The sequence below is a fragment of the Chromatocurvus halotolerans genome (assembly GCF_004340525.1).
GTDB classification, from domain to species: Bacteria; Pseudomonadota; Gammaproteobacteria; order Pseudomonadales; family Halieaceae; genus Chromatocurvus; species Chromatocurvus halotolerans.
On sequence record NZ_SLWX01000003.1, the window covers coordinates 126020 to 144486 of the forward strand.

Sequence of the window (18467 nt, forward strand, 5' to 3'; positions counted from 1 at the left end):
CTCCATTGAGAAGCAATATGTGGTTTGCGGGCCTCATCGAGCGCCCGCATTTCCAGAGATAGTGGCAAAGGAATTTTTTTCAAGGGCTCAGGTCGCGCTGGGGCCTGAGCCTGAAGAGTCGTCAAGCAGTGCCTGCGCGGCAAGCCGGCCGGACATCGCCGCCATCGGCACGCCCGGTCCAGGATGCGCGGAGCCGCCGGCGAGATACAGCCCCGGTACCCGGCTGCGTGCGCCGGGGCGGGCGAAACTCGCCATCATGCCGTGGGAGGCGCGTCCGTAAATGGCGCCACCGGAGGCGGGGAACAGCGCATTGAAATCCTCCGGACGGGTTGCCACACAGTGTGCCTCTTCGAAATCCAGGGACAGGCCGCAGGCGTCCAACAGGCCAAAGGTGCGCTCGCGCAGGCTATCCATCTGTGCGTTGGAAAGGCGGCTGCGATCACCGTCGGCGGGCGCGTTGATCAGCAGCAGCAGCCGTTCGGCGGCATCCTCATTCGAAGACGTGCTGTCAGCGCCTGGCATTCTATCCTGGGCGCAGAGATAAACCGTGGGCGCCTCGGTCACCCGGCGCTCCTGGAAAATACTCTGGAACTCGCGTGGATAGTCGCTGGCGAAGAACACGTTGTGGTAATCCAGCGCAAAGCCCCGGGGTCGACCGTGGATGCACCAGGTCACCGCCGACAGGCTGCGCTTGTCCGCGGTGACCCCCCGGGTGGCGCGCCGCGCGGCGGTTCCGAGCAGGCCGCCGGCCAATGCCGACACATCGCCATTGAACACCACATGGCTCGCCGAAAAACTTTCGCCGTTCGCCAGCGTCACGCCGGCTGCCCTGCCACCGGCCATGTCGATGGCGCTCACCTCGCTGCTGAAGCGATAAGTAACGCCCAGGGATTCGCCCAGCCTCTGCAGCGCCAGCGCCAGTGCGCGCATGCCGCCGTCGACCAGCCACACGCCGTCCTGCTCGACATGGGCCACCAGCATCAGCGTTGCCGGCGTGTGCAGGGGTGAAGAGCCGACATAGGTAGAGTAGCGCCCGAACAGCTGGCGCAGACGGGGGTCGCTGAAATGATCGCCGAGCGCGCCCCACAGGGTTCGAAAGGGCTGGGTGCGCCACATGGCGTCGAGGTTCGACAGGCCTACCCGTCGCACCAGGCTGACGGGCGTGGGTCGCTGGTCGGCAATGAAGGTGTCGCGAAGCGTGCGATAGATGTCTTCACTGCGTCGGCAGAAATCCAGATAGCCCTGCGCGTTGCTGGCATCCGAGAATGCCTCGATCGCCGCGGCGCTGCGCTCGGTGTCTGCAAACAGGTCGAGCTCACCACCGTCGCGCCAGGCGTGCCGCGCCAGGCGTTCAGCCGGCACCAGGCCGAGGCTGTCGGTCAGCGATGCTCCGGCGGACCTGAAAAGGTCCTCGAAGATCCAGCGCATGGTGAAAACCGTGGGGCCGGCGTCGATGCCCTGTCCGGCCACCGGCACCTGGCGCATTTTTCCGCCGGGTTCTGCGGCGCGCTCCACCACGGTCACCGCGCGACCGGCGCGGGCCAGGTCGATTGCCGCCGCCAGGCCACCGACACCGGCACCGACAACAATGACCGGTGCCCTGTTCATGCCGCTGCTACCGAAGATCGCTGCATTTTTCGCGTGATGGCCCGCTGGTGGTAAATGATCAGAAACAGCCCCGTGATAAGCGGTATCGACCACAGCGCCGGCGTCAGGGCGAGCTCCGGAATGAAACGCACGGCGCCAAAGGCAAAGAATGCGGTGTATACCGAAATCCCTGCACCCACCAGTGACTTGATGTGCTCCTTGAGACGATCGACGGGCCGGGGGCGCGGTTTGTAGAGAAACCAGAGGTTGGTGGCCACGGTCGCAAACCCCACCAGCGAAATTACCATCATGAGCGGCTGCCGGATCAGCCAGCCCTGCCACAGACAGTTGACTGAAGCGGCAGTGAGCAGAACCTGCAGCAGCAGGTTGTGCCAGGCCCGGTTGGCATTGTGGTCGCGACGGTTGTTGATGCACAGCCAGCCCTGCCAGGCGAGGTTGACCGTGAGGGTAGCCAGGTACAGCATCATCCAGCCGAAAATACCGGCTATCACCGCGGGATTGGCGAAGTCGGGGTGCGTTGCGAGCTGCGGATGGGTGCCCACCGGGTCGCTCAGCGTTGTTGCTGCAATGCCGATGGCCAGGGCGCCGGTGATCAGCATCATGCACGTGAACAGACGACCCCATCGGGCGTGCTTTCTGCCGCCCTTGCGGCTGGCAATCGGCACCCAGAAACTGGCTAGACCGACGCTGCCCGTGGCGATATGCATGGCAACAAGAAGTTCAAACAGCTGGTGACTCGACATCGAGATTCCTACATCCGATACTGACCGCCCGCGTTGCCGCCAGTTCTATTATGCCCGACAGTAAAGCCTATTACCCGCCAAAACCCAACTCCCTGTGGTCCGTCGCAGCCCTGCTGCGGGTCCTGTGGCGCGGCGATGGCAATCTGCTGGAACTGCTGCCCGCGGCTGCCTACCGCTTTGACGTTGGCAATCTGGGCTATTCGCGCCGCTCCACGGTGCTGTTCAACCGCCCTGACCTGATCCGTGAAATCCTGAAAGACCCGTTGGGGATTTTCCCGAAAAGTGATCTCATGGTAAATGCCCTGGAGCCACTGATCGGCCAGTCGATATTCGTCACTGACGGCGAGCGCTGGCGGCGGCAGCGATCGATGATCGACCCCGCGTTCAGTCTGATGCGTATCGGGCATGCCTTCGCGGCCATGCGTGCCGCCGTGGACGATTACGAAGTCCATCTTGACGGCGTCGTTGCGCGCGGCGAACCCCTGTCGCTCGATCTGGCCATGAGCCATCTCACCGCCGACATCATCTGCCGCACAGTTTTCTCCACATCGCTGGATTCGCTCGTTGCCCACGAGGTGTTTGAGGATTTCACCGTGTTCGAGCGTTCCGTGGCGCAGGTGGATATCCGTCGGCTGATTACCGAACCGGCCTGGAGTGATCCGCCGCAGCCACCGGAGGTACTGGCGGCGTGTCGCCGTATCCGCGGCCATCTGGGTACGCTGGTGGATACGCACCTGGAGCCTGATGCTGCCTACAACGATATTGCGAGTGCGGTTGTCGCCGCTGTCGACGAGGACAGCGGCGAGGCGTTTACCCGGGAGGAGCTGATTGACCAGCTCGGCGTCTTTTTCCTGGCGGGCCACGAGACCACCGCGAGCGTGCTCACCTGGGTGTTCTACATTCTTGCCATGCAGCCGGCGGTGCTCGAGAAGCTGCGCGCGGAGGTGGACGCCGTGGTGGGCGAAGGCGATGTCACCTTTGAGCATATCCGTCAGCTGCCCTACGTGCGAGCGGTTTTCCGCGAGACGCTGCGACTGTATCCGCCGATCACCTTCCTGCCGCGGGTGGCGCTGGAAGCGGCGACCGTGGGCCCGCGTCGCCTGCGCCGCGGAGCGCTGGTCATGATCTCTCCCTGGACGCTGCACCGGCATTCAGGCTACTGGGACGAGCCCCATGCCTTTCGTCCCGAGCGTTTTCTGCCGGAGAACGAGAGCAGCATCCAGCCGGGCACCTATATTCCCTTTGGCAATGGACCTCACACCTGCGTGGGGGCCGGTTTTGCTCTCGCGGAAAGTCTTCTTATCATCGCCCGGCTTGCGCGCCGCTTCACTTTCACCGTGCAGGATCCGCAGCGGGTGCGGCCGGCGGCACGACTCACCACCAGACCTTCGACCCAGATTCTGTGCCAGCCGGCCAGGCGTTGACACGGATTAACCTCACTGCAGTAACTACCGGGAGTGCGCCATGCTGACTGTCCACCACCTCAACAACTCGCGTTCACAGCGCGTTCTCTGGCTTCTTGAGGAACTTGAGCTCGACTACCGCCTGGAGCGCTACCAGCGCGATGCCGACACCAGCCTGGCACCGCCTGAACTGCTGGCCGTTCACCGATTGGGCAAGTCCCCCGTGCTCACCGACGGGGAAGAGACGGTTATCGAATCCGGGGCGATTATCGATTATATCGTGCGTCGTCACGGGGGTGGCCGCCTGGCGCCGGAACCCGGCACCACGGAGCACGAGCAGTACCTGCAGTGGCTGCATTATTCCGAGGGTAGCGCCATGCTGCCGCTGATGCTGAAAATGTACACGGCGCGCCTGGCGGACGGTGGCGCGGCGCTGCAGCCGCGAATTGACAGCGAGCTGAACAACCACCTGGGCTACATGAATACCGCGCTGTCGGAGGCAGACTGGTTTGTCGGCAACCGCTTCAGTGCCGCGGACATACAGCTGTCCTTCGTGCCACAGGTGGCGCGGCTGCTGTACACGCTGGAGCCGTTTCCGGCATTGCAGGGCTTTCTCGATCGTATCCATGCGCGCCCGGCCTACCGTCGCGCGCTGGAGCGTGGGGGGGAATATGCCTTTGGCAGCTAGTGAGCCACACTGGGTGTTGAAGAGCGGCGCGGCCCGCTAGGCCAGCACAAAGGCGCTGTCGGGAACCTCGGCTATGGCTTCAAAAGCGGGTCGTGCAAAATGATAGCCCTGGAACAGGTCGATACCCAGGTCGACCAGAGCACTGAGTTCCCCCCGGGTTTCAATACCTTCGGCGATAACATCAATGCCCAGGTCGCGACAGACCTGCAGAATGCCTCGCGTGATAATGCGACGATTGCGGTCCTGGTCGATGTTGCGCATCAGTGCCATGTCCAGCTTGATAAGGTCGGTTTGCATATCGGCCAGAAGATTGAGCCCTGAATAACCGGCACCGAAATCGTCGATGGCCGTGGTGAAGCCGGTTTTCTGGTAGTGCTCCACAATGCCCCTGAGGTGATCCCGGTTATCGATTTCCTCACCTTCCGTCACCTCGAAAATGATGCGCTCGGGTGGGAATTCATACTCCGCGGCGGCCTTCAGCGTCGTGCGTATGCACAGCTCCGGCTTGTAGACGGCATTGGGCATAAAATTGATGCTGAGCAGGCTGCTGATTTTCAGCTCTGATGCCAGGCGGATTGCCTTCACCCGGCAGGTCTGGTCGAAACGATAGCGGTTGCCGTCGTTGACGTTGGCAAAAACGGCGCCGGCGGGCTCGCCACCAAGACCTCGCGCCAGCGCTTCCTGCGCATAAATTTCGCGGGTGCTGAAGCGCACGATGGGCTGCAGCGCCATGCTGAAGTCAAAGCCGAGCAATTCGCCGCTGGCGCATTGCCTGCAGCCAACGTCGGCAAATTCGGGATCAGGATGCATAGTGTCCAGAGTTAAGTTTTCGAGGCATATAGTTGAACAGATGATAAACAAAATCACCGGTCAGTTAAACCAGGCAATATCTCTCTGGGTTGCTTCGCCGAGCGTCAGCGTGCTGGTCATGGCTGGCCAGAGTATTTCAGCGGACAGCGGCGTCATCAGCAGGAAGGGCAGTGGATCGTCCCGCGACCAGACCACATCCCTGGCCCGGCGCAGTTCCCGGAGTCGACGCCGGAACTCCGCCGGTTGAAACAACGCGCCGTAGGCCTCGGTCAATGTACTGTACGCCCACTGGTAGCGCCTGCCTGTGGCTGCTGAGACATCTGCAGCCGTTGCGCCTGCAGCGGCGGTCAGCGCCATACCCAGTGAGACAGGATCAAAAAAGTGAATGCCGCTGGTCACCCGGGGGTTGCACTCTATCGCCCAGGCACAGCCATCCGCATCCACGATGAAGTCGAAGGCGATAAACCCGTTTTCCATGGGATTTGCCCGGAAAAAGGCGTCCAGCCAGGCATCGATGGCGGCATGCACATCAACGCGCTCGAAGCAGACCGCGACGGTTCCGGCGAAGACCGTTCCGCGGTAGCGCGAGCGGCCCACTTCACGCCCATTGCGCAGCAGCGAGAGGGTGCTGATGGCGTTGCCTTCGATAAAGCGCTGCACCAGCAGATCCGGCGCATCGCCTGATGGTCGCTGTCCCTGCTGCAGGCGCTGAATGCCAATGCCCGAGCAGGAGTGGGCCGGCTTGGCGATCGCATCGTTGCGGCTGCAGAGTTCCCGTCCCGCTTCGCTGGCAGCAGGAAACGTCGGCGGTACCGACAAGCCCTGGGATTGTGCGAGTGTGGCGAACGCCAGCTTGTCGTGCAGGTGCAGCAACGTGTCGAAGGTCGGGCAGAACAGTCGGCTTTCGCCGGGCAGTGCGTCGGCGATGTACGCCACATGCAGGGCTTCTTCGGACACGGGAAATACCGTTGTGACCCTTTCACGCCGGATGATGTCAGCCAACTCGCGTCGGTAGGAATCGCGGTCCTTGTTCGGCGCGGTGACCCGGTAGCTGGCAGACACCGCGCGCGATGGCCGGCACAGGTGCCAGCGGAAGGGGTCGGCAACAACCACGCGCCAGCCGCCAGCGTGCAGCGCGCGCGCCAGTGCGAGTGCCTTGGGCAGGCGCCCAAGCGTCAGCAGAGCGGTCTGTTCGCGCATCAGTGAGTGCGGGTCATGTCAGGCGCGCGCGGTAACGAACCATACGGCGCCGGGAAGGCACAGCTGCTGATCGCGGTAATAGGGTGCGAGGGCTTCCAGGCTTGTCGTGTGTACGCGGTCCCGGGTGGCTTCGTCGGCGTCCGCCAGCAGGCGGCCAACGGGCCCTATATTGATCACTTCCCGCGCAGAGGTCTCCAGATCCTGTCCGGGTGTCCAGCACATCTGCACGGGGTGAGGGTGCACGTCCACCGTATTGAACGCCGCGTCCTCGAGCATGCGGCGCACGCGCTCTGCATCCGCAAAGGCGAAGGGACCGGGTGCCTGCGGGTCCGTCCGTTCAGGTGCAGGCAGATGCTGCAGTGCGGCAGACAGGGGGACAGCCACCCAGGGGTTGTATTTGAGCGCCTGCCAGCAGCAGAAAGCGACCGGCGCGCCGCCGCGCAGTGCACGGTGCAGGTTGCCGAAGGCCGCTACCGGATCATCAAAGAACATCACGCCAAAACGCGAGAACAGACCATCAAACTCGCTCTGTGCGAAAGGGTGGGTAGCAGCATCTGCCCGGATGAACTCGATGTGTCTCCCCGGCGTCGGCGCCGCGGCGAGTCGCGCCTGTGCCACGTCGAGCAGGGGTTCTGATATGTCAACGCCGACGACGTCGGCGCCATCGCGCAGTGCTGCGGCCAGCATCAGTGTCTCGCTGCCGCCACCACAGCCCACGTCAAGCACTCGACGGCAGCCGCTGAGGTTGATATGCCGCAGCAGGTCCGCGGCAATCGGCTGCAGCATGGCAGACATCATGTCATCTTTCTGCGCCCATTTACGGCCGGCTTCGCCATTCCAATAGGCAATCTGCTCTTCATTGGACATGGGGTCTCCTCAGTCGCTGTGTGCAGTCCGGTGGGCGTGATCGCCCGGAACAGGCCGGGCGGAGGGGAGGCCGCCAGGCTGTCATCAGGCTTGCCCCCGGAGTATACGCATCCCGACGCCGGCTCCCAAGCGCCGGTGCCCCGGCCTGTTCCCGCGGCGTTCTTGCTGCCGAAGCGTCGCGGGAATTGGTGTTTTTTCGTCTTGTCCGTTCTCCCCGGACGTCGGTAAACTCAGTCACCTTGAATCCGGTTTTCTCATCATGTCGTCCCGCACTGTCGTCTCACTCTGGCCGCTGTTCTTCGGCCTTTCCCTGGTTGGCCTCGCCGCTGGCGTTCAGGGTACGCTGCTGGGCTATCGGGCAGAGGTCGAGGGCTTCGACGATGCCCTGATCGGCCTGCTGATGTCAGCGTATTTTGCCGGTTTCCTGCTCGGCTCGGTGCTGGCGCCGCGGCTGATCGATCGGGTGGGTCACATCCGCACCTTTGCCGCCGTTTCTGCACTGGCCTCCGTCACCATTCTGGTGCACGCCAGCTTCATTGAGCCCTGGACCTGGTCGGCCATGCGCCTGGTCACCGGTTTCGCCTTTTCCTGCATCTATGTCGTGACCGAAAGCTGGTTGAATGAGGCCGCCACCAACGAAAGCCGCGGACGCATTCTCGCCGTCTACATGGTCATTCTGCTCGGTGGTACCTGCGCGGGACAGTTCATGCTCAACGTCGCCGATCCGGCGGGCCTCACGCTGTTCGTGCTCGTTTCGATCATGGTCAGCGTGGCCGCCATTCCCATTCTGATGACGGTGATGCGCACGCCGGCACTGGAGGCTTCCGAACGCGTGAGTGTTCTGCATCTCTGGCGGCGGGCAAAAATGGGAGTGATAGGGCTTGTGCTGATCCAGTGGTGCTCGAGCATGGTGTATGGCATGGGCGCCGTTTACGCGGCGAAGCTGGCATTGAGCGCTCACGAGGTCGCGCTTTTCATGGGTGCGATCATGGGCGGCGCAATGATCGTGCAGTGGCCGCTTGGCCAGCTGTCGGATCGTGTGGACCGGCGCTGGGTGATGGGTGGCGCCAGCCTCATCGCCGTTGCCGCCGGTGTTTACGCCAGTACCCAGATGGAGGCCGGCTGGCCGCTTTACCTCAGTGCTCTGGTTTTCGGCGGCTTCAGCCTGTCACAGTATTCGCTGGTGGTGTCCTCTATCCACGATCACCTGCGACCCTCTGAGATGACGCCGGCCAGCGGTACTATCGTCATGCTCTCCGGGATTGTCTGTGTGACCGGTCCTATCACCGTCTCCTATGTCTTGCAGTGGTTCGGGCTGCAAAGCTTTTTCCTGCTGATGTCCGGGATTCTGCTGCTCATGGCGATAGTCAGCATCTATCGAGTGATCACCATTCCGGCCCTGCCGGTGCAGTACAAGGCGCACCTCGTGCTGCAGACGCCGGTTTCCCCGGTGGGTTCGGTTCTGCACCCGGAGGAAAAGGAGGTGTCGGCGCGTCCCGGGGACACCGTGGAAAGCCGTATCCCGGACGTCATCAACGATCGCGCCGCGTAGGTCGGGCCGCGCAGGTCGGGCCGCGTAGGTCGGGCCGTGAGCGACTTCAATGCTCTAACTGCTATGTTCCCGACGTGCCCCTGAAGAGGAATTCCAGCCGGCCATCACTGTGAAGAACGCCGTGGTCGATGGTCATGGGTTCCATGCAGTCGTTGACGTATTTGCGGGAGTGCAGGAATAGCGATGCCGGATCGGTTCCGACGACACGCAGTGTGGCGGCATTGGTGATACCCAGGTGTCGTACCGCGCTTTCGACATTGCGCTTGTGCAGCATGAAGCCGTGGCCGCGAAAGCCATCGTTGGCGTGCCGTTGGATGAAGCCGAACAGAGCAGGCAGGGCGCGCGCCGGAACCAGGTTTATCATGTCCCACAGCAGAACCAGGTCGAAGCCCTGTTGTGTAATCTCCGGGAATGCAGCATCGAAGTCGTCTGCCGTTACCTCGACGGGTGTGTCGTCCTCCGCGGCAGCGCGAATGGCTTTCGCCTTGGCGATCAGGGTTTCACTGGCGTCAAGTACCTGCAGGCGGCACGATAGCTCGCTGTAAAACGTCAGGCTGACGCGATTGGCGCGGCCGAAATCAAGAATTCGAAGATGACTCGCCGCCGATAAGGCATTTTCACCCAGCACCATGGGCAGCAGTCGACTCTGCAGGTCGGGTGTCGCAGGCTGGCGTTTTCGCAGGGCCAGCGCCATAACCGTCGCTATCGGGCCTGCCCGTTCTAACCGGCCTTCCCGCCTGCCTGGTGCGCAGGCGCTTTCTGGTCAGCGGGTTTGGTTTCCTGCTGGACAGGCGTAGACGACGTCGGCCGTGGCTGCGCCGTGGTGCCTTTGGCTGGCCCCCCCATATCGATGCTGCCCTTGAACCGGCCGCCGTCTTCGAGCATGACGCGCGGCGAGGAGACATTGCCCTGAACGTTCCCTGTGGTTGTAATCACGACGCGTTCCTGGCCCACGATATCGCCCTGAACTTCACCCTCGATGCGAATGGTCTTGGCCTCTATATTTGCCTGCACGCGCCCGGAATTGCCGATGACGAGTTCATTGTCAGCCAGCTTCACGGTGCCGTTGACCTCACCTTCGATGAGCAGGTCTTCGCTGCTCTCGATATCGCCTGTGACCTTGACTTTTGCACCAATCATGGCGGTTGCCTCGCTGACTTTGGGTGGGGTTGGAGCCGGCTTGCGTTCAGCCACGGGGGGCGTTTCGCTGGCCTTTGGCGGCGCTTCGGGCGGTAATCCCGTTTTTGAACTCTTGCGCTCAAACATGGTGCTGATATCCCTTAGGTGACTATATCCCGAGCGCTGTGGCGGGTACAACGGTATCGCGCTGATGTCAGAACCGTCATGCTAGATGAGGTGCGGCGAAGGTGCAAACGCCCGGCACTGTGGTCAACCCGCAGAATGCGCCGCTCGCGGGCGCATTCTGCGGCTGCGGGACATCAGAAGCTGTAGAAAAACTGCAGCTTGTAGAAGTCATTGGTGGAAAAGGAATCGTTATCGCTGGTCAGATCCCAGCCCGCTGAAAAGCGCATGCCGGCATCGCCTTTTGCGACCTGGAAATACGGACCCAGCCACTGATAGCCATCCTGGCTGCTGGCGTTGGAGCCACCGCGCAGTTCGAGTTCCTCGAAGTGCAGGCCCACGGAGAAGTAATCGGCGAACCGGTAGCCATAATTTCCCCAGTAGTGAATGTATTCGAGGGTCGTGCCTCCTGCCGGAGCCTCGTCTCTCAGGTCCTTGTACCAGCCAAAGTAGAATTCGCCCTCCCACTCCTCCGTGTCGTAATTGACAGTGAGGTTCGGCACGATGCCGTCTCCCACAATGCCGTCGTCAGCGGTCCCTGAGGACAGCAGGTTACCCTGGGTGAAGCCGAGCTGTGGGTTGATATACAGGGCGCCATCCATGGCTTCGAAACCCACGCCGAAGCCGAACTCGGTCCACTGTCCCCAGTCCGCGCCGGTGCCTGCGCCCCAGGCGATGCCGTAGAACGTCAGGTCGTAGTCCTTCTCCGTGTCGTAGGTGACGCCGACAAACGGATTGAAACCGAAGAAGGAGTCCAGGTTCATGGAGACGTCCATGCTCAGTCGATCGTCGTCCTGTGCGTTGACCATACTGCAGGCAACGCCGCTCAGTGCGGCGGCTGCGGTCAGGTGTATCAGTGTTCGTTTCATGGCAGTACCCTCTAAAAGTTGTCAGATCTGACGCGCGCTGAAGAAACCCGCGGAACCTTTTCCCGCGCAGGATGCACCTGGCCGGTTTGCCGGCAAGAGGTCTGGACTTCTTCTGACTGAGGGCCTGGCAGAAACTGTGCCAGGCAGACGAATTACCTTTTATAGCGTATGGTTGCGTAAGCGAACGGGGTGTTTCTGCCGGGAAACAGGGGCCTGAAGGTCACAGTCTGCACCGTCGCGGTGCGCGGCACAGATTGATCAGTAGGGACGACGTGTGTGGCCTTGCAGGCAATCAAGGAGTACATGCCGGAGCGCCGCGGCGCTGTGCGGGTTGCAGGGACGAATACAATCGGCGGTCAGCTGTCTGTCCCTGAGCAGGGCTTCCAGCAGCGCGACATCCACATCGATCTGCAGGCGCTGCGCGTTGATGTCAACCGCGTCGCAGGGATCGTTGGCAGCCCTCTGATGGCGCTGTCTCGGTTGGCTCATTGACTGGCTCCGAGGCTTCTGCCCTGGCGGTGTCCGGTGAGGTGAGTTCGAGGTTGGCGATCCCCATCGTGCAGTGTCGACAGGAGCGTCAGGCAGGCAAGCCGTATGTGCTCGACGGTCTCACTGTCGGCGTCGATTCCCTGCAACGTCGCAATGCTGCCCCCCACCACCTGGCAGGCCAGCACCCGCGACCCGTTTGCCTCAAGTGCCCGGCTCAGAAGTCCGGACGATGCCTGGAAAGCGGCGACTGTCCCGGTATTCGCCTGTCGGTGAGTCAGCAGCAGCAGCTCTGCGCATTCGAGGCTGCTGCCAGCCAGTCGGATGGCACTGGAGGTGTCGCCAGAGGACAGCGCCCTGGCGGCAATGTCCTGCAGTTGTTGCTGGGTGTAGGCGGCGGCATCCACATCCTGCATGAGCCACCGGCGTCGTTCGGGGCAAAGGAAGCGAAGTTTCATGGGCGGTCTTCCTGTGTCAGGCCAGAAAAATGAGGCAGTCAGGACAATCTATCGCAAATAGGAATCATTCGCAACAATGGCGTGCCCTTCGCGCGTCTGGGTCCGGGATTGAGTCTACGGCCTGCCTGTAATACCGTCGGAACCTGCGCCGCGACGGCCAGACAGGCATCGGAGACAGCATGAACGCCAGCCGAATAGTCCCTTTCAGCGCGATGTTGATCGCGATGACCCTGGTGTGTGGGTTCCTCAGCACCATCATCAGCAGCAAAGTCGCGGCGCAGGAAAGGCGCTCCGCCGATGAACAGCTGCGCGAGCTCTATGAAACCGAGTTTGCCTGGCGGCAGCATGAAATGGGCAAGATCAGAAACGAGAGAGGCGAGTGGGTCGATGCCGGCCGCTGGCCCGACGTCAGTGCCGCTGCACAGGCACGCCGCCTCGAATACTGGAATGCGGCTCTTGAGCAACTGGCCCGTATACCCAGGGACCAGCTCAGCGCGAAGGCGTTGATCAATGCCGAGGTTTTCGAACAGATCATCACGTCACGTGCATCGAATGTCCGCTTTCGCACCTATGAGGCGCCACTGAACTCTGACACCTTCTTCTGGTCCGGGCTGCATCCGAGAATGGGTGGCTTCGACAATGCGCAGGCCTACCAGCGCTACATAGCGCGCCTTGAAGACCTCCCGCGGTATTTCCAGCAGCACACGGCAAACATGCGTGAAGGACTTGCGCGCGGGTACAGCGTTCCGGCTGTGACGCTGAAAGGGCGGGAGCAATCCCTTCTGCCTTACCGGGCAGCGGGCGAAGAGAACCCGTTCTATGCGCCGCTCAAGGCAATGCCCTCGCGCATCAGTGAAGCGCAGCAGTCAGCGTTGCGAAAGCAGGCGCTGGAGGCAATTCAGACCGCTGTGGTATCCGCGTACACCGCCCTCTTCGAGTTCATGCGGGATGAGTATCTGCCCGGGGCACGGGAAGACCTCGCAGCGAGAAGCCTGCCGGATGGTGAGGCGTTTTACCTGGCCCAGATTCGCGAATACACAACGCTGGACCTGACCCCGGAGCAGATTCACGAACAGGGTCTCGCGGAGGTAAAAAGAATCTGGGCCGAGATGCAGGCGGTTCGCGATGACGTGGAGTTCGAGGGCGATATGGCAGCCTTCTTCGAGTTCCTGCGTAATGACCCGCAGTTCTACGCCAGGACACCGGCCGAACTGCTGGGGGTCTCGTCGTACGTCGCCAAGCGCATGGACGGAAAACTCGCCGAAACGCTGGGTTTTCTGCCGCGCAGACGCTTTACGCTGTTGCCGGTTCCGGACGCGATTGCGCCGTTCTACACCGGTGGGCGCGGCGGGCTGAATTCCTGCCTGATGAACACCTATGACCTGCCGTCACGGCCGCTCTACACCATTCCCGCGCTGACGTTGCACGAGTGCGCGCCCGGGCACGCGCTGCAGGCGGCGATTTCCCGGGAAGCTCCCGGCGATATTCCCGAATTCCGGGCACGCAACTACTTCTCCGGCTACGGAGAAGGCTGGGGACTCTACACCGAGTGGCTGGGCAGTCAGCTGGGCATTTACCAGACGCCTTACGAGGAATTCGGGCGTCTGTCTTACGAGATGTGGCGGGCCTGCCGCCTGGTGATCGATACGGGCGTTCATTACTATGGATGGTCACGGGAGCAGGCGCAGGATTATCTGCGTCGGCACTCGGCGCTGTCGGAGCATGAGCTCACGACAGAGGTCGATCGCTATATCTCCTGGCCCGGCCAGGCCCTCGCCTACAAGCTCGGGGAAATGCTGATTCGCCGCAAGCGTGCCGAGGCAGAAGAGGCCCTTGGTGCTGCCTTCGACCAGCGCTATTTTCACGATGTGATTCTCGGTCTGCGCTCGGTGCCGCTGTCCGTGCTGGAAAGCGAGCTGGATCGCTGGATCGCCGATGGCGGCCAGAACCCCTATGCGGATGTCGACTGGCTGCAGCGCTGAGTTTCCGGTGGGTCGTCGCGCGACCTTTCGACGATCGTGTTCGCCAAGTGTCGTCGGTCGCACAGAGCTGTCGGCCGGTTCGCGCTAGAATAGACAGGAAGCCGCACGATGCAGTGCCGCGGCAGGCAGCTAATGCCGGATTCAGGCCACTTGCCGGGGAACGCTTTTCTCCACAAGGAGTCTGATCTGCATCGCGTGCCGTAACGGTATCGCAACACTGCGGGCTTGTGATCTGCGGCCAGCGCGCCGCAGATGTGTTCTATTGGAAAACTGACCGGGAAAACAATGAAAAAAGCCATTGCTGCTGTTGTGCTCGTCGCCGTCGCTGGCGTTGTCGCCTGGCCCAAGGTGTCTCCGCTTCTGTCCGGGGAGACGACGAATACGTCAGACAATGGTGCCCGCAATGGGGCGCCGGCGGTCAAAACAGTGCGGCTTGAGGCCGCCCCCTTCGAGAGCCGGCTGACCTTCAACGGCACCCTCATCGCAGACAGCTCCATCGACATCAAGAGCGAGTTGCGCGGCAAGATCGACAACATTGCGTTCACGGATGGTCAGCGAGTCGAAGCGGGCGAACTGATCGTCAGCATCGAGTCGGGCGAGCTCGCCGCCGAACTCAGCTCCGTCCGCGAGCAGCTGGCGCTGGCAGAAACCAATGCCGAGCGCCTGCAGAACCTCTTTGCTTCCGGTTCCGTGACGGCGAGTGAACGCGATGATGCGGTGAGCCGGCGTGAGGTGCTCAAGGCGGAAGAGCGGCGGCTGGCGGTGCGTCTGGAAAAAACCCAGCTGCTCGCCCCCTTCTCCGGCACCCTGGGTTTACGCGAGGTCAGCCTCGGGGATCTTATCGAGGCCGATACCCTGATAACCACTCTGCAGACCATCGAAGACCTGAAGGTGGATTTCAGCGTTCCGGAGCGCTATCAGGCCTTGCTGGAGGTTGGCATGTCACTGAGTTTATGGGTGTCGGGGTATGATCAGCCGTTCAGCGCGAGGGTGCGTGCGATAAGCCCGCGGGTGGATATCAATACGCGAACCATTATGGTGCGCGCGGATGTGGCCAACGGCGAGCGCAAGTTGCTGCCGGGCAACTATGCGAGGGTAGAGCTGATAAATCGCGAAGAGGCGGCCCTGCTGGTGCCCAGCGTAGCCGTGCTGCAAAGCCTGGAAGACGTCTCCGTATTCACTGTCCAGGACGGCGTCGCTGTACGCACAGAGGTAAAAACCGGTGTGCGCAGCGACTCGCATGTGCAGATACTGCAGGGCCTGCAGGCTGGCGACGAGGTCATCACGCAGGGCATACAAAGCGTGCGTGACGGGCAGCGGGTTGATATTCGCAATGCGGCGGGTACCAGCTGATGCGCCTGCATGAACTGAGCATCGAGCGGCCGGTTCTCGCGGTCGTCATGTCCATCATCATCATTGTGTTCGGCGTTATCGGCATGCGCGAACTCGCCATCCGGGAATTCCCCCTCGCCGAGCGGCCCATTGTCTCTGTGCAGTCGTCTTACCCGGGCGCCAACGCCACGGTGGTCGAGAACCAGATCACCGAGCGACTCGAGGAGGAAATCAACTCCGTCTCCGGCATCCGGACCATGACCTCTGTCAGCCGCGAGGGGCGCAGTACGGTCACGGTGGAGTTCAAGCTGGGGGACGATATCGACCGCGCCGCCAACGATGTCCGCGATCGCGTATCCGCAGCCGTGCGCCGCCTGCCCGAAGACGCCGAGGCGCCCACTGTCTCCAAGGCGGACGCAGACGGCGACCCCATCATATTTCTGAATGTCCGCAGTGATCAGCGCAGCCTGCTGGATCTGAGCGCCATAGCCGACAACCTGTTCAAGTCCCGGCTCGAAACGATATCCGGCGTTGGCCAGGTGGATATCTGGGGCTACAAGGAATACTCCATGCGCCTCTGGCTCAATCCGGACGCGCTGGCCTCGCACGGCCTCACCGCGATCGACGTACGCGAGGCCTTCCGCGGTGCCAATGTCGAGCTGCCAACCGGGCGTATCGAGGGCGACACCATCGACCTGAATATCCGCACCCTGAGTCGTCTGGGTACCGATCCCGAGGAGTTCAATCAGCGCGTGATCAAGCGCGAGGGCGATCGTGTGGTGCGTTTCCGTGACGTCGGCTACGCCGAGCTCGGGCCACTGAATGAACGCACCGTGCTCAGGCGCAACGGCGTGACCATGGTGGGCGTGGTGTTGCGGCCCCAGAGCGGGGCGAACCAGATCGCGATTGCCGACGAGTTCTACCGCCGTCTCGAGTTGATCAAGCGCGACCTGCCGGCGGATGTCGATGTCGCTATCGGCTTCGATACCAGCACTTTCATTCGAGCGAGTATTACCGAGGTCATCCAGACGCTGCTGGTGGCGCTGCTGCTGGTGTGCGCGACGATCTTTGTCTTCCTGCGGGAGTGGCGCACCACGCTGATCCCCATCGTTACCATTCCCATTGCCCTCACCGGCACGTTCTTCGTGCTTTACGTTGCCGGCTTCTCGATCAATGTACTCACCCTGCTCGGGATGGTGCTGGCCATCGGCCTGGTCGTGGATGACGCGATTGTCGTGGTCGAGAACATCTACAAGCGGATCGAGCGCGGTGAGTCGCCGCGCCAGGCAGGCGTCGACGGGGTCAGGGAGATCTTCTTCGCCATCATTGCAACCACCCTGTCGTTGGTGGCGGTGTTTGCACCGCTGATTTTCCTCGGCGGTCTCACTGGCGTCCTGTTCCGGGAGTTCGGCGTCACGCTGGCAGCAGCGGTGGTGATTTCCTCGTTTGTGGCGCTGACGCTGGCACCCATGCTGTGCAGCCGTTTTCTCAAGAACCGGGCACGTCATCCGGCGTTCTACCGGGCAACGGAGCCAATGTTCCAGAATATGGCGAATGTCTATCGCCGGTCGCTGCAGGGCTTTCTGGCGCGGCGCTGGATGGCGCCGGTGATTCTCCTGAGCTGTCTGGCGATACTGGTGGTCATCTATCGCAGCCTGCCTGAGGAACTCGCACCGCTTGAGGATCGCGATATGCTCGTGGTTCAGACCAAGGGGCCGCAGGGCGCCGGGTACGATTACATGTATGAGGCGATGAACGAAGTGGATGCGGCGATAAAGGCCGCTATCCCCGACGCCCTCGACGCTTCCATTTCCGTGACATCGCCCGGCTTCGGTGCCTCTACAACCACGAACACCGGTTTCTCCCGGGTGATCCTCAAGCCTGCCGCCGAGCGTGAACAAAGTCAGGACGAACTCGCGGGCATCGTGGCGCGGGCACTGGCCAACGTCAGCTCCGTGCAGGCGTCGGTTCGCCAGCCCCAGACCATCAATACAGGGGGCGGGCGTGGATTGCCGGTGCAGTTTGTGGTGCAGAGCACTGATATTGAGAAAGTGCGCAAGATCATTCCGGATTTTCTTGCCCGGGCGCGCGAGCATCCGGCCTTCAGCTTCGTCGACGTTGACATGCTGTTCAACCAGCCGGAGCTGGTGCTGGATATCGATCGTGAGCGGGCGGATGCCATTGGCGTTGATGTTGCCCAGATCGCCGATGTCGTGCAGGCCTCCCTGAGCGGTCAGCGCTATGGCTACTTTCTCCGCGACGGTGAACAGTTCGAAATCATCGGGCAGTTCCTGCGCGAGGCGCGCAACGATCCGCTCGACCTGTCGCGGCTGCAGGTTCGCTCTGGCGACGGCACGCTCATGCCGGCCGAAAACTTCGTCACCGTGCGCGAACAGACATCGGCCCCGGTGCTGTTCCGTTTCAACCGCTTCTCCGCAGCCACGTTCTCGGCGAACCTCTCGGATGGGACCTCACTTGGTGACGGCATTCGGGCGATGCAGGAAATCGCGGACGACGTGCTGGACGACACCTTCAACACGGAGCTGGCCGGGCAGTCGCGGGAATTCGCCGATACCGGCAGCAGCCTGCTGTTTGTCTTCGTTCTTGCGCTGCTGCTGATCTACCTGGTGCTGTGTGCCCAGTTTGAAAGTTTCCGCGATCCACTGGCAATCATGCTGACCGTTCCCATGGCGATAACCGGGGGCCTCGTTGCCCTCTGGTATTTCGGCCAGACGCTGAATATCTTCTCCCAGATCGGCCTTATCATGCTTATTGGTCTGGTCACGAAGAACGGTATTCTTATCGTCGAGTTCGCCAACCAGCGTCGCGCAGCCGGATTGTCCGTCGCGGAGGCCGTCGAGGACGCGGCAGCGGCGCGATTCCGACCCATTCTCATGACGACGCTCTCCACGGTGCTTGGTACCCTGCCGATTGCGCTTGCGCTGGGAGCGGGTGCCCAGAGCCGGGTGCCGCTGGGTCTTGCGGTGATTGGCGGCATGTTGCTGGGGTCGTTTCTGTCGCTGTACGTGGTGCCGGCAGCCTACCGTGCCATAGCATCGCGCGCGCCCGTCACCGACGCTGTAACGCCGACAGAGCCGGCCGAACGCCAGGCTGGCGATCCGCTGCCCGAGGTTCAGCCCGCCGGTTGAAATCGGTGACGCTGGCGG

At 62.1% G+C, this 18467-nt stretch carries 16 protein-coding genes; 6 read left to right on the forward strand and 10 right to left on the reverse strand.

Translation table 11 applies throughout. The features are described 5' to 3' along the window. Nucleotides 1-87: 87 nt before the first annotated feature. Both crtD and EV688_RS04445 read right to left on the reverse strand, forming a co-directional pair. Complete coding sequence (gene crtD / locus EV688_RS04440) at nucleotides 88-1608, reverse strand: 1-hydroxycarotenoid 3,4-desaturase CrtD (RefSeq protein WP_117317361.1); 1521 nt, start codon at nucleotides 1606-1608, stop codon at nucleotides 88-90. Then, on the reverse strand, nucleotides 1605-2351 hold the full coding sequence (locus tag EV688_RS04445) for a hypothetical protein (protein ID WP_117317360.1): 747 nt from the start codon (nucleotides 2349-2351) through the stop codon (nucleotides 1605-1607). The genes crtD and EV688_RS04445 overlap by 4 nt, the downstream gene beginning before the upstream one ends. A gap of 50 nt (nucleotides 2352-2401) precedes the next feature. Here EV688_RS04445 and EV688_RS04450 point away from each other — a divergent pair, with 50 nt between their 5' ends. Both EV688_RS04450 and EV688_RS04455 read left to right on the forward strand, forming a co-directional pair. Continuing rightward, a complete protein-coding gene (locus tag EV688_RS04450) occupies nucleotides 2402-3775 on the forward strand; it encodes a cytochrome P450 (protein WP_117317358.1) in 1374 nt (457 codons plus the stop codon). Between the two features lie 40 nt (nucleotides 3776-3815). Next, the gene (locus EV688_RS04455; RefSeq protein WP_117317357.1) at nucleotides 3816-4442 is read left to right on the forward strand and encodes a glutathione S-transferase family protein; all 627 of its coding nucleotides are present in this window, start codon (nucleotides 3816-3818) and stop codon (nucleotides 4440-4442) included. A gap of 36 nt (nucleotides 4443-4478) precedes the next feature. Here the strand turns inward: EV688_RS04455 and EV688_RS04460 are convergent, their stop codons facing one another. Genes EV688_RS04460 through EV688_RS04470 form a run of 3 tightly spaced genes read right to left on the reverse strand, consistent with a single transcriptional unit; the run spans nucleotide 4479 to nucleotide 7319 of the window. Then, complete coding sequence (locus EV688_RS04460; protein WP_117317355.1) at nucleotides 4479-5252, reverse strand: EAL domain-containing protein; 774 nt, start codon at nucleotides 5250-5252, stop codon at nucleotides 4479-4481. A gap of 60 nt (nucleotides 5253-5312) precedes the next feature. Continuing rightward, nucleotides 5313-6452: an ATP-grasp domain-containing protein gene (locus tag EV688_RS04465; protein ID WP_117317353.1), complete on the reverse strand. Its 1140-nt coding sequence runs from the start codon at nucleotides 6450-6452 to the stop codon at nucleotides 5313-5315. An 18-nt stretch (nucleotides 6453-6470) separates the two neighbouring features. Next, nucleotides 6471-7319, reverse strand: a complete 849-nt coding sequence (locus EV688_RS04470) for a class I SAM-dependent methyltransferase (RefSeq protein WP_117317352.1) — start codon at nucleotides 7317-7319, stop codon at nucleotides 6471-6473. A gap of 259 nt (nucleotides 7320-7578) precedes the next feature. Here EV688_RS04470 and EV688_RS04475 point away from each other — a divergent pair, with 259 nt between their 5' ends. Then, a complete protein-coding gene (locus EV688_RS04475; RefSeq protein ID WP_117317350.1) occupies nucleotides 7579-8871 on the forward strand; it encodes an MFS transporter in 1293 nt (430 codons plus the stop codon). A 61-nt stretch (nucleotides 8872-8932) separates the two neighbouring features. Here EV688_RS04475 and EV688_RS04480 read toward each other — a convergent pair whose 3' ends face one another. From EV688_RS04480 to EV688_RS04500, 5 genes are all read right to left on the reverse strand, one after another. Continuing rightward, entirely contained in the window at nucleotides 8933-9565 is a 633-nt protein-coding gene (locus tag EV688_RS04480) for a hypothetical protein (RefSeq protein ID WP_117317348.1), read from the reverse strand. Between the two features lie 26 nt (nucleotides 9566-9591). Then, nucleotides 9592-10137, reverse strand: coding sequence for a bactofilin family protein (locus EV688_RS04485; RefSeq protein ID WP_162883888.1), 546 nt, complete (start codon nucleotides 10135-10137; stop codon nucleotides 9592-9594). A 173-nt stretch (nucleotides 10138-10310) separates the two neighbouring features. Next, nucleotides 10311-11042 (reverse strand): DUF6733 family protein, encoded by a 732-nt coding sequence (locus tag EV688_RS04490; RefSeq protein ID WP_205686610.1) that lies wholly within the window; start codon nucleotides 11040-11042, stop codon nucleotides 10311-10313. A gap of 258 nt (nucleotides 11043-11300) precedes the next feature. Further along, nucleotides 11301-11531, reverse strand: coding sequence for a hypothetical protein (locus EV688_RS04495; RefSeq protein ID WP_131917553.1), 231 nt, complete (start codon nucleotides 11529-11531; stop codon nucleotides 11301-11303). Next, nucleotides 11528-11986: a hypothetical protein gene (locus tag EV688_RS04500; RefSeq protein WP_117317342.1), complete on the reverse strand. Its 459-nt coding sequence runs from the start codon at nucleotides 11984-11986 to the stop codon at nucleotides 11528-11530. The genes EV688_RS04495 and EV688_RS04500 overlap by 4 nt, the downstream gene beginning before the upstream one ends. Nucleotides 11987-12165: 179 nt before the next feature. Between EV688_RS04500 and EV688_RS04505 the strand changes: the two genes are divergently transcribed. The 3 genes from EV688_RS04505 (at nucleotide 12166) to EV688_RS04515 (ending at nucleotide 18449) form a co-directional block, all read left to right on the forward strand. Next, nucleotides 12166-13968 (forward strand): DUF885 domain-containing protein, encoded by a 1803-nt coding sequence (locus EV688_RS04505; protein ID WP_117317340.1) that lies wholly within the window; start codon nucleotides 12166-12168, stop codon nucleotides 13966-13968. A gap of 285 nt (nucleotides 13969-14253) precedes the next feature. Further along, on the forward strand, nucleotides 14254-15321 hold the full coding sequence (locus tag EV688_RS04510) for an efflux RND transporter periplasmic adaptor subunit (protein ID WP_162883887.1): 1068 nt from the start codon (nucleotides 14254-14256) through the stop codon (nucleotides 15319-15321). After that, a complete protein-coding gene (locus tag EV688_RS04515) occupies nucleotides 15321-18449 on the forward strand; it encodes an efflux RND transporter permease subunit (RefSeq protein ID WP_117317337.1) in 3129 nt (1042 codons plus the stop codon). Before EV688_RS04510 ends, EV688_RS04515 begins: the two co-directional genes overlap by 1 nt. The last annotated feature ends 18 nt before the right edge of the window (nucleotides 18450-18467 follow it).

Coding starts and splice junctions, on each gene's coding strand:
- crtD (WP_117317361.1), bottom strand. CDS start 1,608: ATGAACAGGGCACCGGTCATTGTTGTCGGTGCCGGTGTCGGTGGCCTG.
- EV688_RS04445 (WP_117317360.1), bottom strand. CDS start 2,351: ATGTCGAGTCACCAGCTGTTTGAACTTCTTGTTGCCATGCATATCGCC.
- EV688_RS04450 (WP_117317358.1), top strand. CDS start 2,402: ATGCCCGACAGTAAAGCCTATTACCCGCCAAAACCCAACTCCCTGTGG.
- EV688_RS04455 (WP_117317357.1), top strand. CDS start 3,816: ATGCTGACTGTCCACCACCTCAACAACTCGCGTTCACAGCGCGTTCTC.
- EV688_RS04460 (WP_117317355.1), bottom strand. CDS start 5,252: ATGCATCCTGATCCCGAATTTGCCGACGTTGGCTGCAGGCAATGCGCC.
- EV688_RS04465 (WP_117317353.1), bottom strand. CDS start 6,452: ATGCGCGAACAGACCGCTCTGCTGACGCTTGGGCGCCTGCCCAAGGCA.
- EV688_RS04470 (WP_117317352.1), bottom strand. CDS start 7,319: ATGTCCAATGAAGAGCAGATTGCCTATTGGAATGGCGAAGCCGGCCGT.
- EV688_RS04475 (WP_117317350.1), top strand. CDS start 7,579: ATGTCGTCCCGCACTGTCGTCTCACTCTGGCCGCTGTTCTTCGGCCTT.
- EV688_RS04480 (WP_117317348.1), bottom strand. CDS start 9,565: ATGGCGCTGGCCCTGCGAAAACGCCAGCCTGCGACACCCGACCTGCAG.
- EV688_RS04485 (WP_162883888.1), bottom strand. CDS start 10,137: ATGTTTGAGCGCAAGAGTTCAAAAACGGGATTACCGCCCGAAGCGCCG.
- EV688_RS04490 (WP_205686610.1), bottom strand. CDS start 11,042: ATGAAACGAACACTGATACACCTGACCGCAGCCGCCGCACTGAGCGGC.
- EV688_RS04495 (WP_131917553.1), bottom strand. CDS start 11,531: ATGAGCCAACCGAGACAGCGCCATCAGAGGGCTGCCAACGATCCCTGC.
- EV688_RS04500 (WP_117317342.1), bottom strand. CDS start 11,986: ATGAAACTTCGCTTCCTTTGCCCCGAACGACGCCGGTGGCTCATGCAG.
- EV688_RS04505 (WP_117317340.1), top strand. CDS start 12,166: ATGAACGCCAGCCGAATAGTCCCTTTCAGCGCGATGTTGATCGCGATG.
- EV688_RS04510 (WP_162883887.1), top strand. CDS start 14,254: ATGAAAAAAGCCATTGCTGCTGTTGTGCTCGTCGCCGTCGCTGGCGTT.
- EV688_RS04515 (WP_117317337.1), top strand. CDS start 15,321: ATGCGCCTGCATGAACTGAGCATCGAGCGGCCGGTTCTCGCGGTCGTC.